At 28.3% G+C, this 15,447-nt stretch carries 15 protein-coding genes; all 15 read left to right on the forward strand.

Annotated elements, in window-relative coordinates:
* Positions 1 to 172 precede the first annotated feature (172 nt).
* The 15 genes from CLPUN_RS10200 (at position 173) to CLPUN_RS10270 (ending at position 15,412) form a co-directional block, all read left to right on the forward strand.
* On the forward strand, positions 173 to 604 hold the full coding sequence (locus CLPUN_RS10200) for a MarR family winged helix-turn-helix transcriptional regulator (protein ID WP_077847177.1): 432 nt from the start codon (positions 173 to 175) through the stop codon (positions 602 to 604).
* A 58-nt stretch (positions 605 to 662) separates the two neighbouring features.
* Positions 663 to 2,402 carry an ABC transporter ATP-binding protein gene (locus CLPUN_RS10205; protein WP_077847178.1) on the forward strand — a complete coding sequence of 580 codons (1,740 nt, stop codon included), beginning with the start codon at positions 663 to 665 and terminating at the stop codon, positions 2,400 to 2,402.
* A complete protein-coding gene (locus tag CLPUN_RS10210) occupies positions 2,389 to 4,320 on the forward strand; it encodes an ABC transporter ATP-binding protein (RefSeq protein ID WP_077847179.1) in 1,932 nt (643 codons plus the stop codon). Before CLPUN_RS10205 ends, CLPUN_RS10210 begins: the two co-directional genes overlap by 14 nt.
* Positions 4,321 to 4,686: 366 nt before the next feature.
* A complete protein-coding gene (locus CLPUN_RS10215; RefSeq protein ID WP_077847180.1) occupies positions 4,687 to 5,412 on the forward strand; it encodes a class I SAM-dependent methyltransferase in 726 nt (241 codons plus the stop codon).
* Positions 5,413 to 5,680: 268 nt separating this feature from the next.
* Complete coding sequence (locus CLPUN_RS10220; protein WP_077847181.1) at positions 5,681 to 6,040, forward strand: PilZ domain-containing protein; 360 nt, start codon at positions 5,681 to 5,683, stop codon at positions 6,038 to 6,040.
* A 92-nt stretch (positions 6,041 to 6,132) separates the two neighbouring features.
* Positions 6,133 to 6,939: a selenium cofactor biosynthesis protein YqeC gene (yqeC, locus tag CLPUN_RS10225; RefSeq protein WP_077847182.1), complete on the forward strand. Its 807-nt coding sequence runs from the start codon at positions 6,133 to 6,135 to the stop codon at positions 6,937 to 6,939.
* 105 nt (positions 6,940 to 7,044) lie between these two features.
* Positions 7,045 to 7,833, forward strand: coding sequence for a selenium-dependent molybdenum cofactor biosynthesis protein YqeB (gene yqeB, locus CLPUN_RS10230; RefSeq protein ID WP_077847183.1), 789 nt, complete (start codon positions 7,045 to 7,047; stop codon positions 7,831 to 7,833).
* A gap of 129 nt (positions 7,834 to 7,962) precedes the next feature.
* A complete protein-coding gene (gene yedF, locus CLPUN_RS10235) occupies positions 7,963 to 8,568 on the forward strand; it encodes a sulfurtransferase-like selenium metabolism protein YedF (protein WP_077847184.1) in 606 nt (201 codons plus the stop codon).
* Between the two features lie 80 nt (positions 8,569 to 8,648).
* The gene (locus tag CLPUN_RS10240) at positions 8,649 to 8,915 is read left to right on the forward strand and encodes a hypothetical protein (RefSeq protein ID WP_077847185.1); all 267 of its coding nucleotides are present in this window, start codon (positions 8,649 to 8,651) and stop codon (positions 8,913 to 8,915) included.
* Between the two features lie 408 nt (positions 8,916 to 9,323).
* On the forward strand, positions 9,324 to 9,755 hold the full coding sequence (locus tag CLPUN_RS10245) for a MarR family winged helix-turn-helix transcriptional regulator (protein ID WP_077847186.1): 432 nt from the start codon (positions 9,324 to 9,326) through the stop codon (positions 9,753 to 9,755).
* 274 nt (positions 9,756 to 10,029) lie between these two features.
* Positions 10,030 to 11,397 carry an MATE family efflux transporter gene (locus CLPUN_RS10250; RefSeq protein WP_077847187.1) on the forward strand — a complete coding sequence of 456 codons (1,368 nt, stop codon included), beginning with the start codon at positions 10,030 to 10,032 and terminating at the stop codon, positions 11,395 to 11,397.
* Between the two features lie 376 nt (positions 11,398 to 11,773).
* Positions 11,774 to 11,989 carry a hypothetical protein gene (locus CLPUN_RS10255; protein WP_077847188.1) on the forward strand — a complete coding sequence of 72 codons (216 nt, stop codon included), beginning with the start codon at positions 11,774 to 11,776 and terminating at the stop codon, positions 11,987 to 11,989.
* A 183-nt stretch (positions 11,990 to 12,172) separates the two neighbouring features.
* Entirely contained in the window at positions 12,173 to 13,210 is a 1,038-nt protein-coding gene (selD, locus tag CLPUN_RS10260; RefSeq protein WP_077847189.1) for a selenide, water dikinase SelD, read from the forward strand.
* Positions 13,211 to 13,451: 241 nt separating this feature from the next.
* Entirely contained in the window at positions 13,452 to 14,603 is a 1,152-nt protein-coding gene (locus CLPUN_RS10265; RefSeq protein ID WP_077847190.1) for a double-cubane-cluster-containing anaerobic reductase, read from the forward strand.
* A gap of 257 nt (positions 14,604 to 14,860) precedes the next feature.
* Complete coding sequence (locus CLPUN_RS10270) at positions 14,861 to 15,412, forward strand: hypothetical protein (protein WP_158078748.1); 552 nt, start codon at positions 14,861 to 14,863, stop codon at positions 15,410 to 15,412.
* Positions 15,413 to 15,447: the final 35 nt, after the last annotated feature.

Consider the following 15,447-nt stretch of genomic DNA (forward strand, 5'->3'; position numbering starts at 1 on the left):
AGTCTAGGTCCTGTATAACATATTTTATTATTTAAATTTTGAACTATGAAATATTTTCATTTATTTATAAAATTTAAGAATAATAGAACTTTATTTTGTATTGACAAATATTTTAACTGGAATTATAATTATTAAATGTTAGAAATCTAACAAATAGATAGGAGCATGAAATATGGATAAAGAGATACATATTGGTCGAAAAATAATTATATTATCTAAGAGAATTCATAGAAAATTAGATAATGGTACTTCGAAATACGGTATTACAGGTGTTCAAAGTAGGATACTTGGTTTTATAAACCATAATTCTGAAAAAAGAGATATATTTCAAAAAGATATAGAAGAAGAGCTTGACATTAGACGTTCTTCAGTAACTAGTGTACTTCAATTAATGGAAAAGAACGGATATATAGAAAGAGTAAGTGTGTGTAAGGATGCAAGACTTAAAAAGATAATTCTTACAGAAAAAGGTTCAGAAATTCAAAGAAATGTAAAGAATCTTATTCTTGAACTTGAGAAATCTTTAATAGATGAATTAAGTGGCGAAGAATTAGAGGTATTAGTTTCTTTAATTGACAGATTATCTAATAAAATTGCTGATTAATAGCAAATTTTTTTTGAAAGATTATTAGTTAGAAACCTAACAAAAAGGAGGAATATATATGATAAAAAAATTAATAAGTTATGCAGCAGAATTTAAAAAAGATACAATTTTAACTCCAGTATATGTTGCATTAGAAGTAGTGATGGAGACGATTATTCCACTATTAATGGCCGTGATTATTGATGAGGGAGTAAATAAGAAAGATATGAAAACTGTAACTGTTGTTGGAGTAGCAATGTTAGCAGTAGCATTTTTATCTCTTGCATTTGGTGTACTTGGGGGTAAACATGCAGCTAAATCATCTACAGGTTTTGCTAGAAATGTAAGAAAAGGAATGTATTATAATATACAAAATTTTTCTTTTTCAAACATAGATAAGTATTCTACAGCAGGGCTTATAACAAGACTTACTACCGATGTAACAAATGTTCAAAATGCATTTCAAATGATAATAAGAATGTTTGTTAGAGCACCATTTATGCTTGTATCTGCAACAGCAATGTGTATTTACATAAATGCAAAACTATCTTTAATATTTATAGGTGCAATTATATTTTTGGGCGTTATATTGTATTTTATTATGACTAGAGTACATCCATATTTTGTGGAGGTTTTCAAAAAATATGATGATTTAAATGCCAGCGTACAAGAAAATTTAACTTCAATTCGTACTGTAAAAGCTTATGTAAGAGAAGAACATGAAACAAGCAAATTCTATAAAGCTTCTGAAGTTTTATATAAATTCTTTATAAGAGCTGAAAAATTAATTATAATTAATGCTCCAGCAATGCAATTTACTGTTTATAGTTGTATTTTACTATTATCTTGGCTTGGAGCAAAGATGATAGTTTCAAATTCTATGACAACTGGTGAACTTATGAGTTTATTCACTTATACAACTAACATATTAATGAGTCTTATGATTTTATCTATGATATTTGTAATGGTCATTATGTCGAAATCATCAGCTGAAAGAATAAATGAAGTTTTAAATGAAAAAAGTGATTTAACAAACTGCGAAAATCCAGTTTATGAAGTAAAAGATGGCTCTATTACTTTTAAAGATGTTAATTTTTCATACAGTAAAAATTTAGAGAATTCAGTACTTCAAAATGTAGACATAAAAATTAACTCTGGTGAAACTATAGGAATTATAGGAGGAACAGGTAGTGCCAAATCTACTTTAGTACAACTCATTCCAAGATTATATGATGCAACAAAAGGAAGTATTGAAGTTGGCGGAGTTGATGTAAGAAACTACGATATAGAAACACTTAGGGATGAAGTTTCAATGGTATTACAAAAGAATGTACTATTTTCTGGAACAATAAAAGAAAATTTAAGATGGGGAAATAAAGAAGCTACAGATGAAGAGTTGATTTTTGCATGTAGACAAGCTCAAGCGGAAGAATTTATAGAAAATCTTCCAGATAAATATGATACTCATATTGAACAAGGTGGAACAAATGTATCTGGAGGACAAAAACAAAGATTATGTATTGCAAGAGCGCTACTTAAGAAACCTAAAATACTAATTTTAGATGATTCCACAAGTGCAGTAGATACAAAAACTGATTCTCTTATTAGAAGAGCATTTAAAGAAACAATACCAGATACTACAAAGATTATCATTGCACAACGTATTTCATCTGTAGAAGAAGCAGATAGAATTATTGTATTAAATGATGGAAAAATAGATGGATTTGGAACACATGACGAATTATTAAAAACAAATGATATATATGCTGAAGTTTATGAATCACAAGTGAAAGGAGCTGATAATAATGAGTCAAAATAATAAGCCCAGAGCAGTGAGAGGACCAGGCGGTAATGGACCAAGAGGGGCTATGAAGCCTAACAAGGATTCACTAAAAATATTAAAAAGGTTATTAGCTTATGTATTTAAGGAATATAAGTTTCTATTTTTGATTGTATCTGTAACTATTGTTATAAGTTCTCTTGCTAATGTTGTTGGTACATTATTTTTAAGAAATTTAATTGATGATTATGTAGTTCCGCTTATGAATAAATCAGGTGCTGATTTTGGGCCATTACTTAAGATGATAATTACTATGGCAGTAATTTATTATGTTGGAGTTTTATCAACATATGTATATAGCCGTATTATGATTGTAATTTCTCAAGGTTCTCTTAAGAAAATAAGAGATGATATGTTTTCTCATATGGAGACTTTACCAATTAAATTCTTTGATACAAATGCACATGGAGATTTAATGAGTCTTTATACAAATGATACCGATGCATTAAGACAAATGATAAGCCAAGGTATACCACAGTTATTATCTGCAATTATTACTGTTGTTAGTATATTTATTTCTATGATTTATTTAAGTTTACCGCTGGCTGGAATTCAAATTTTAATAATATTATTAATGTTTAGAGTTACTAAATCTATTGGTGGAAAAAGTGGAAAATACTTTGGTCTTCAACAAAAAGATATGGGCGCAGTAAATGGATACATTGAAGAAATGATGGAAGGGCAAAAAGTTGTAAAAGTTTTTTGTCATGAAGACGAAGCAAAAGTTAAGTTTGATAAGTTAAATGATATGCTGTTTGATAGTGCAAATAATGCAAATAAATATGCCAATGTTTTAATGCCGATTATGGGTAACATAGGCTATATTAACTATGTTTTAGCTGCAATAGTTGGAGCAATTCTTGCTATTGGTGGCTTTGGTGGATTTACTATTGGAGCACTGGCTTCATTCTTACAATTAACAAGAAGCTTTAGCCAAACAATAAACCAAATGTCTCAACAATTTAACTTTGTAGTTATGGCTTTAGCCGGATCAGAACGTATCTTTAAGCTTCTTGATGAAAAGCAAGAAATGGATGAAGGATATGTAACTTTAGTTAATGCAGAAGAAGATGAAAATGGAGAATTAACTGAAACTAAAAAACGTACTGGAATCTGGGCATGGAAACATCCTCATGAAGATGGTAAGGTTACTTATACAAGACTTTTAGGTGAAGTAGTATTTGATGATGTTGATTTTGGTTACAATGATGAAAAAATAATATTGCATAACATAAAACTTTTTGCGAAACCAGGACAAAAAATAGCTTTTGTAGGATCTACAGGTGCAGGAAAAACTACTATTACAAACTTAATCAATCGTTTCTATGATATTCAAGATGGTAAAATCAGATATGATGGAATTAATATTAACAAGATTAAGAAAGATGATTTAAGAAGTTCTCTTGGAATAGTGCTTCAAGATGCACATTTATTTACAGGAACAGTTGCAGATAACATTAGATATGGGAAATTAGATGCAACAGATGAAGAAGTACATGCAGCGGCAAAACTTGCAAATGCAGATCAATTTATAAAACATCTCCCAAATGGATATGATACAATACTTACAGGAGATGGAGGAAATCTTTCACAAGGTCAAAGACAGCTTTTAACAATAGCTAGAGCAGCAATTGCCGATCCACCTGTTTTAATATTGGATGAAGCTACATCTAGTATTGATACAAGAACAGAAAAAATCGTTCAAGATGGTATGGATAAATTAATGAATGGTAGAACAGTTTTCGTAATAGCGCATAGACTTTCAACAATTAAAAATTCTGATGTAATTATGGTATTAGACCAAGGAGAAATTATTGAAAGAGGAAATCATGATGCGTTAATTGAGCAAAAAGGCAAGTATTATCAATTATATACTGGTGCATTTGAATTATCATAAGATATACACATATAAAAAAAGCAGCTATGCTGCAACCAAGAACTTTTCAAATATAAAAAACAAAAAGTACCTTATAAGATAGATAATTTAATAAATATTATATGCTCCTCTTAAAGGAAACAGGTTAAAAATTAAAAATCTGTCACTAGAAAGAGGAGTATTTTTGTGTTCTCGAAATTAAATATATGGTAAAAGAAAATTAGTATGAGTAAAAAGGATATTTATGAAAAGCAAAAGAAGTAGTGTTAAAAATCAATATATTTTAAATGTTACATAAATGGTATAATGTGGTATGATTAATTCGTAAAATAAATTTATAATTTATAAGATGACTTAGAATGAAGGAGTTATATAAGGGGATACATAATGAATAGTGAGTTAGAGTTATACTTAGAATATACAAGTAAACCTTGGGGAATGTTGACTTATAGGGCAGTTTGGAGCCAATTACCACATATAGTTAATTCTAAAATTCTTGATTTTGGAAGTGGTTTTGGAACCACAGCAAATCATTTAGCAAAGAACAATGATGTTTTGGCAATAGAACCAAATGCTGATATGGTAGAAGCTAGAATATGTGAAAATAGTTATAAGCAAATTATAGGAAGTATAGAGCAATTAAGAGAGCAAGAAGATAATTCATTTGATGTTATAGTGTGTCATTGTGTTTTGGAATATTTAAAAGAGAGAAAAGATATATTTAGGGAATTTTGTCGTGTTCTTAGACCTAATGGAATAATATCAATTCTAAAACATAATTATGCAGGAAAAATTATGCACCAAGTTGTTCGTGAAAATAATACTGATCAAGCTACATATCTTCTAAATAATGGAACGATTAATATAATGAATTTTGGAGAGGTAAATTATTATGATATAAATGAAATGCTAGAGTGGGCAGAAGATATTGAAATTAGTGTTGAAAAAATTTTTGGAGTTAGAACTTTTTGGGATTTGCAACAAAATGATTCAAATAAATATGAACCTAATTGGGTCCCCAAAATGATTGAGATGGAAATGAAAGTATCTCACATAGATGAGTTTATAAAAATATCATATTTTAATCACATTCTACTTAGAAAAAATAGATGAATTTTTATGTTGATATATTTTTGCTAAATAAAAAAACTGATGAAGTCAAAAAAATTCCTTCCATGTAGGCATTATAGTTTTGTCGAACTTATAGTAAAATTTCTTTACATGTGCATGTTAATAATTTCATGAGATTAGAAGTTAGTAATTAATATTAATTACTGACTTTTTTCATAAAATTAAAAGTTTTATAAAAACTTTTAAAAAACAATTATGATATAATTGTTTATATTAAATTTAATCAATAACAAAGAAAGGAGTCCAATATATGAATGGATATAGTTACCTAAACGAAAAAGAACAAGTATTTACTAAAGAACGCAGAGTTAATAAAAGATATAAATATAATCTTAAATTTAAGGTAGAAAGTATAAATCTAAAACATGCAAATTTGGAGGTAAAGGGAATAGATATTTCAATCTCTGGCATGGGATTTATATCTGATATGAATTTAAAAGTAAATGATCTGTTGGAAATAGCATTTAACTATAATAATGTAACTATTCCAGTTATAATTAAAATAGAACATGTAAACTTATATGATTCGGGATTTTTTGTTGGAGGACAGTTTGTGGCTTTACAGGACTCATATAGAAAAATATTAAATGAAAAATATTCATGTAAGTAAAACATCCATATTATAAGAATATTTGAGCTTCTGACTTGAAAAAACTATACGACTATTTATAAGCTATTTTATAAAAATAATAAAGGTGAAATATGAAGAGTTTTGAGTTTTGCAATGGAGAAATAGAAGAAAGAAAATTACTGCTGGAAGCACTAAAGATTAATATTAATACAAAAAATATAATTTCATTCGTTGGAGGCGGAGGTAAAACAAGTTTAATATATGAATTGGGAAATGAATTAAGCGAACTAGGAAAAAAAGTTATAATAACTACTACTACTCATATGTTTATGCCTAAAAGTAACGTGGTGCTTACAGGTAAAAGATGCGACATTATTAAATTATTAAATAGTGAAAATATGATTACTGTTGGAATGTTATGTGATGAAAAAAATGTAAAATTAGAGCTGAATCAATTGAAAAATGAAGACACATTTAGTAACGTTAAAGAAAAAAAATTAAACAAAATAAGAGGATTGCTTGAAAGTACGGCAACATCCCTTATTGAATTAGCCGATTTTGTACTTGTTGAAGCTGATGGATCAAGAAGGTTACCTCTAAAAATGCCAGCTTTTCATGAACCGGTAATACTTGAAGGGAGTAATTTAGTTATAGGAGTATGTGGAATTGATGCAATAGGAAAAACCATTAAAGAAACATGTCATAGACCTAATTTAGTTTCAAAGTTTTTAGATGTAACTGAAGAACATATTATAAATGAAAATGATATTGCGAAAATATTACTAAGCGATAAAGGTCAAAGAAAAAATGTAAAATGTGATTATAAAGTGATTGTAAATAAAGTAGATAATAGGGAAAGCTTTGAAATAGGTAAAAATATTTCATATGAAATTTCTAAATTAGGAACAGATGAATTAATATTAACAACATTTAAATAAAATATAAAAAAGCTATGTTTTAAGAGTATGTGGCAATAGGAAGCTAAATTAAAACATAGCTAACTTTTTAATTCGCTAAGAATTTAACTAAGGAGAATACATATTATGATATTAATAAAAGGCGCTGGAGATTTAGCTACAGGAGTTGCTCATAGATTAAAAAAATGTGGTTTTAATATAGTTATGACAGAAATTTCAGAACCAACTATGGTAAGAAGAACTGTAGCCTTTTCACAAGCTGTATATGATAAAGAAGTAGAAGTGGAAGATATAAAGGCAGTACTTGCTTTTGAAAAACAGGATATTTATAGCATAATTAAAGATGGAAATATTGCAATATTAGTAGATGAAGAAGCTAAGATTGTAGATCAAATTAGGCCTGAAATAATAATTGATGCCATAATAGCAAAGAGAAATTTAGGAACTAATATTAATGATGCTAAAATTGTAATAGCACTTGGACCAGGCTTTAGAGCTGGGATTGACTGCCACTGTGTTGTTGAAACCAAAAGGGGTCATTATTTAGGAAAAGCAATATATAGTGGAAGTGCAATACCTAATACTGGAGTGCCAGGAGATATTGGCGGATATACGAAAGAAAGAATAATTAGAGCAACTGATGATGGAAAAATATCTCCTGTAGCTAATATTGGTGATTATGTTAAAAAGGGAGAGACTGTCGCTTATGTTAATGAAACTCCAATTTTTGCAGAAATAAATGGAATAGTTAGAGGAATGCTTCAAAAGGATATTAAAGTATTTAAAGGAATGAAAAGTGGAGATATTGATCCAAGATGTGAAAAAGATCATTGTTTTACAATTTCAGATAAGGCTAGATCTATAGGGGGAGGAGTTTTAGAGGCAATTTTATATTTAAAGTCCCAGCAGAAATAGAGATATGCTTATAAACATACAATATTTTAAAGATGTATACTAAATTATAGATTACATTGTTATAAAATGAGTAAAATAAATTCATATGGCTTATGTTATAAGATATATTATAGAGAGGAATGAATTTAAATGAATAAAATAATTGATGCAAAGGGCAAGAATTGTCCAATTCCTGTAATAATGGCAAAAAAAGAAATTGATGGAGGAAATAGTAGCTTTGTAATTGAAGTTGATAATAATATAGCGGTGCAAAATCTACAGAAGCTTGGTAATAGTCAAGGATTTATAACAGAGTTAAAAGAAGATAATCAGATATTTAAGGTTTATTTTTCAAAGACTTCGGATATGTTCAGAAGTGAAGAGTGTAATGAAATATTAGAAGAAAGAAAAAAGGATTTAGGGACATGGTCAGTATTTATAGGAAAAGAAATTATCGGTGCAGGTAATGAAGAACTTGGAAAGTCATTAATAAAAATGTACTTTTATACAATTTTAGAAGGGGAGGATTTGCCAAAATCAGTTTTATTTATGAATGATGGAGTAAAGGTTCCTACATTAAATGAGCAAGCAATAGAGCATTTGAAGGATTTAGAAAAGGAAGGGGTCGAAATCTTAGTATGTGGAGCATGCCTTAATTTTTATGGGCTTGAAGAAAACTTAAAGGTAGGAAAAGTAAGTAATATGTATGATATAACAAATCGTATGAAGGAAGTATCAAAGGTTATTACACTTTAAAAAATTACTTACAGTAAATGATGTTGATAAATAAGTGGAATTTGGTGAATTAGAATTTGTAAATTTTGACGTAATAATTAATGCATTCAGATGTAAGTTATGAAGAAGCTATAGTCCAATTTTTACAGGATAATCGAATAACGATTGATGATTTTGAGTATGTAGGGAAATGTGATTCTGAATGCCATGAATGTGATGCGGAAAGATTTAGTGTCTGGCGTAGGGATATAGGATTTATCGAAGAAGAAAACATTTTTACTTTCGATTTGGATGCGGCTGATGAAACATTGGATTTCGCTATATACTGGTGTAATAAATGCAATAAATGGACTACTTATATTGAGTAACGCATTATTGTTAAATTATTAATCACTAAAAATTAAGTAGCAAATTGTAAAATCGCATTATTCAAGAGATTGAATTTGCGATTTTTTACTGTGCAATTCTAAATTTGATGAAGTAAAAGGAGAATATGCTATAAAAAGGTAATTTTAAGAAAAGATGAAAAGTTTCAATATCAGTGATGATAAAAAGGTGTCAAAATGCAAACATTTTAACTGATAATCAAGGTAAAAAAGGTACTTTATTAAGCAATGCAATATATTTGAAAGAAATTTATTAAATAGTATGTTTACAAAATAATAAATTTATAAAATAAATTAGATTGTTGACAGTTAGAAGTCTAAGTATTATAATCAATTATATCCCTAGTTAGGATAGTAATAATTAATTGAATTTTATTAGGAGAGATAATTATGGAGGATAGAACAAGTAAATCAGGCACACCTTTTTCGAATTTGTTTAGGGTTATTGCAATTAAGTTGAAAAATAAAGCGGATAGCAATATTTCAGAGTTAGGATTAAATTCTGAACAGGGACGTACTATTGGTTATATTAGTGATCATGAAGGAATTATTCAAAAAGATTTAGCAGATTTTTTTAATAAAAGAGGTGCTAGTATTACAAGTATGCTTCAAGGTCTTGAAAAAAAAGGTTATATTGAACGAAGAATTCCTAAGGATAATGAGAGAGAGAAAAGAGTATATGTTTTACCAAAAGGAAGCGAATTAATTGATACATTTAATTCAAAATTTGAAGAAATAGAAAATGAAATCACTTCTAGTCTTTCACAAGAGGAGATTGAAATATTAAAGAAATTATTAACTAAAATAAATAAAAATTTATAGTCTTATTAACACGATAGTATTCTATCTATCGTTTATATTTATAGTTAGAAATCTAATAATTAGTTAGGAAACAGTCTGAAGTGTAAGTGTTGCTATTTTATTATATTAATATTGCTTATAAATTTGAAAAAATTGTAGGAGGTGTTATAAATAAAATCAAAATTAGATAACGCTATTTAGTTTAATTAATATCATAGTGTAGTTTTGATTTAGCTTAATTATTAGAATTCTAATAATTAATTATTAAACAGTTTGAATAGGAGGTATTTATATAATGGAAAATTTAAATGAAAACTTAGATCAATTTTATTTGGAAAAAGCACCAATAAATAAAGCGATAATGCATCTATCAGTTCCTATGATGCTTGGAATGTCAGTTGGGGTAATTTATAATATCATAAATGCTTTTTTTATTGGATTAACTCACGATACTGCAATGTTATCAGCTATAACATTTGGGTTGCCAATAACAACTTTATTAATGGCACTTGGTAGTATTTGGGGTGTAGGTGGTGGTACGTATATATCTAGATTATTAGGTGGTAAGGAGACAGAAAAAATTAAGAATGTATCCTCATTTGTATTGCATGGAAGTTTGTTATTTGGGATTATAGTAGCATTTTTATGTATAGTTTTTATAAATCCGATTACAAGCATTCTTGGAACTGATGCACAAGCGTTTCAACCTACAAAAAGTTATATATTATTTCTTTTTATTGTAACTCCAGTTGTTGTTGCTAATTTTACCTTAGAACAAATAATTAGAGGGGAAGGAGCAGCAAAGGAATCCATGTATGGAATGTTTATTGGTACTGTAACTAATTTAATATTTGATGTACTTCTAATTCTTGTCCTTAATCTTAATGTTGTCGGTGCAGCTTTATCCTTTGGAATATCAAATTTATTTTCTTTAATGTATTACGTGTGGCATTTGCAAAAAAATAGTGCAAATATAGATTTATCATATAAATATTTTTTGTGGGACAAGCAAATTATAAAAGAAATATTTGGTATTGGAATATCAGATTTCTTACTAACAAGTTTTTTGATTGTATCCACGTTGTTACTAAATAATTATGCTGTATATTATGGAGAGGATGTCATTGCGGCTTTTGGGGTATCTCTTCGTATAGTTCAATTGCCTGAATTTTTATGTATGGGATTATTTATGGGGATAACTCCGTTAATTGGATATTCTTATGGAGCAAAAAATAAAAACCGCTTGAAAAGTGCGATGAAGCAAACATCAATAGCAATTGCGCTAATTGTATGTATTTTCTCATCAATAGTTTATGCTTTTAGAGAAGAGGTTTTAGGGTGGTTTACTTCAAGTGAAAATTTAATAGGAATAGGTATGTATATTTTGAGTGTAATGCTTATATCAACTTTATTTAATGGCTTTACAGGTTTAATTACCAGCTATTTTCAAGCAACTGGTAAAGCAAAACAAGCAATTGCTATGTCTATTGCACAAGGAATATTATTTATTCCAACAATCATTATAGCTAATTCTATATTAGGTCTTCATGGTATAATTTTTTCTATGACGATTTCTGAATTTTTAACTTTCCTATTAGGAATTTTGCTATATTTCTATAAAAAGGATACAGATGTTGATGCAGGGGGAGGAATTTTAGAGTAAAGATACAAATGAATAGTATGATTGCTCAATGATAGATAGATTAGAAGGAGGGGGACATTTTAATTACAATTTTAGTATACTAAAACCACTCCTAGAAAACTTTTATAACCAAAATTAAAATGAAAAAATATTTGAATAATTAATATTAAATTAACGTATCGCAGTTCAGAGATGAATTTGCGATTTTTTTACTTAATATATGAATTTGAAGTAGTAATTAATAAAAACGTTCTTAAATATATTTTAAGAAACAGTACTATCACCTATGACTATTATTGTATAATCAGCTTAAAGGAGCTTTAAATTAAAAAGCAAACAACGTATAATTTGTATAAAATAGTTAAATATCGATTAATATAAATAAGGAGACATAAAAATGGCGAAGCTGGTATTTTATAGTGATAAAATAATAAAAGAAAATAGAAAAGTTGATTATGAACTTATAAATGTATTGAATAAGAAAAATCCATCGATAGTATATATTCCATCCTGTTCAGATTTATTAAGAAAGTATTTTACCCCTAAAGTAGAATATTATAATGCATTGAGAATAGAGAATATACTAATTAAAATCACAAGTATTTTAATGTAAACTAATAAAAAATAATTGGATCTTTACTTTAGCTGTTTGTATACTTCTCTTTTCTGTATTAATTGAATCAAATTCTATTATCTTATAGAAATTGTTTATGATAAAATTTATATATAATGTAAGTAAATATATGAATTTAGTAACCAATGATATAGCGGATATTTTAAGGAGGAGACATATTATATGTTAGAAAATATAAAACTTACTAGTTTAACTAAAACTTCAGGATGTGCTGCCAAAATAGGTCCTGGAGTTCTTCATGGGATTTTAAGTAGTTTACCTAAGTTTAAAGATCCCAATCTGCTTGTGGGGTTTGATACTAATGATGATGCATGCGTATATAAAATTAATGATAATATAGTAGCAATTCAAACGGTAGATTTCTTTCCGCCAATGGTAGATGATCCATATACTTTTGGTCAAATTGCAGCAGCTAATGCTCTTAGTGATATTTATGCAATGGGAGGAAATCCTGTTACAGCAATGAATTTACTTTGCTTTCCGTCTTGTTTAGATAAATCTATTATGCACGATATACTTGCAGGTGGATATGATAAAGTCAAGGAGTCAGGAGCAGTAATTGCTGGTGGTCATACTATAGCAGACCCTACTCCTAAATATGGTCTTTGTGTTACAGGATTTGCACATCCAAGTGAAATACTTTCAAATAGTAATGCAAAAACTGGAGATGTACTTATACTTACAAAACCATTAGGTATTGGAATAATGAATACTGCTGCTAAAGCAGAACTGTTGGATGAAAGTAAAATCAAAGAAATTACAGCTATAATGTGTACATTAAATAAATATGCTAAAGAATGCACCTCTGGACTTGAAGTGCATGCATGTACGGATATAACTGGCTTTAGTTTAGTTGGTCATAGCCATGAAATGGCAAGTGGCAGCAATAAAACAATAGAGATTTTCAGTCAATCTGTACCTATTATAGATGGAGCACTAGATTATGCTAAAATGGGAATTATACCTGAAGGAATGTATAATAATCTTGATTATTTAAAAGATAAGTTCACTCTAGCATCAAATATTACACAAGAGCTACAAGATGTATTAATAGATCCACAAACATCAGGTGGACTTCTGATTTCAATTACTGAAAAGAATGTTAAGGAATTTTTATCAAGGATTGAAGAATTTACACCATATGCGAGAATTATTGGTCAGGTTGTTGATAAAGGTGATAAACCTATAGTGATCAAATAACCATATTGTTTTAAGATTAAAATATCCTTTTAAAAATAAATAGTTTTAAAGTCTGTAATAAATATTTACAAAAGGAATATTGGTTTAAAGATAAAAAATAAAAAAGTTAATAATATAATAATTTATAAAGAATATAAGTGGTTAGAGTTTTTTTATAAAAACATATAAGAAAAGCATAAATTTGGAAATTAAATAAAAGAGCAAAACGAAAAAATTATATATTATGAGGAGAAATAATAAAATGGAATTACAAAAGAATTTACCAAAAATATTTGAAGAATTTGCTGAAGGTAGAAGGAATGCTTTTGTTAAAGCTAAGGAACTTAAAGAAAAGGACATACCTCTAATAGGAGTATTTTGTACATATTTTCCACAAGAAATAGCATTAGCTATGGGAGCAGCAACTGTCTCACTTTGCGCTACTTCTGATGAAACTATTGCTGATGCTGAACAAGATCTTCCACGTAATTTATGTCCATTAATAAAATCAAGTTATGGTTTTGCTAAAACTGATAAATGCCCATTCTTTTTCTTTTCAGATTTAATTGTTGGAGAAACTACTTGTGATGGAAAAAAGAAAATGTATGAATATCTTTCGGATTATAAACCGGTACATGTTATGGAGCTTCCAAATTCTCAAAGTGGAGCAGGACTCAAGCTATGGAAAGATGAAGTTATTAAATTGAAAACAAGTTTAGAAGAAATGTTTGATGTAAAAATAAGTGAAGATGATATAAGGAAAGCAATTAAGATAAAAAATAATGAACGCAAAGCTTTAAAAAAATTTTATGAACTTGGTAAAAAAGAACCTGTTGCAATGCTCGGACAAGATATATTTAGTGTTATGAATGGGACAACCTTTAGTTTTAATAAGGAAGAGATTCCAGAGCAAATGGATGAACTTATTGAAAAGATTAATTTAGAATATGAAGCAAAGAAGAAATATAAATCTAAACCACGTATATTAATTACTGGTTGTCCTATTGGTGGCGCAGCTGAAAAAGTTATAAAAGCAATTGAAGATAATGGCGCATATGTAGTTGCTTTTGAAAATTGTAGTGTTGCAAAAGCTGTTGATGAATTAGTAGATGAAGAAAATCCAGATATTTATGATGCTCTTTCTCGTAAATATTTATCAATTGGATGTTCATGCATGACACCTAATCCTAATAGAATTAAACTGCTTAATAAAATGATTGATGAATATAAAGTAAATGCTGTAGTTGATGTGATTTTAACAGCTTGTCACACATATAATGTGGAGACTTTATCGATTAAAAGATTTGTGAATAATGAAAAAAATAAGCCTTATATGAGCGTTGAAACTGATTTTTCTACAAATGATATAGGGCAATTGAATACAAGAATGGCTGCATTTATAGAAATGCTTTAAATATATTTAAGTAAGGGAATTATTCGTTTTAGTGAAGATGCTGTAAAGTATCTTTTAAGCAACAATTGCGTCACCTTAAAATATCTATTGAAACTGCGGATAAATGGAATTATCAATATCCTGTCATTAGTGATAAATATGTGACTGAATGATTTAATAATATTTAAACATTATAAACATAATATGAAGTTTAACAAACTTCAATTTGCATAAAAGACTACGTGGATTATTAATGGGAAGAAATATATTAACGAAAAATGGAGGTAGGTAACATGAATGAAAGACATAGATCTATTTTAAATGAATTGTTATCAAATATAGATGTAAAATATAATTTAATGTTTTTAGAATTGGGTGAATATGCGGTAAACCTCGGTTATAATCCAGTAAGAAATAAAACCAGTGATGTTATCATTGATTTTCGAAAGAATAAAGTTAAAAAGACAATTTTGAAAATGGAGGCTAAAGAACAGAAGCATGACGGATATAAATACGGCGAAAGGAATATTCCAGGGCTAAGATTACGATTCTTTGCAGCAAAGGAATATTCCGATATTTTCAAACATGGTATTAAAAATGTTATTGAAGAATATGACGGAAAATATACTGGATGTTATGGTTGCGGAAGATGTGATGGAACAGAAGGATATGATTTTATTTATCCAGATGAAAGGCAAGTATATCGCTGTGGAGTTGAGTTGATTTCAATTTTTAATTTTACAGAAAAAGATATACCTGAAATTAAGAAACTATTAAAAATACAAGATGATTATTACCTCGAGAAACTATCGAACGTATACAGCCAATAGGTATAAAATTAAAGTGCAAGCGTCGTCTTTTTATT

The organism is Clostridium puniceum, from assembly GCF_002006345.1.
Lineage (GTDB): Bacteria > Bacillota > Clostridia > Clostridiales > Clostridiaceae > Clostridium > Clostridium puniceum.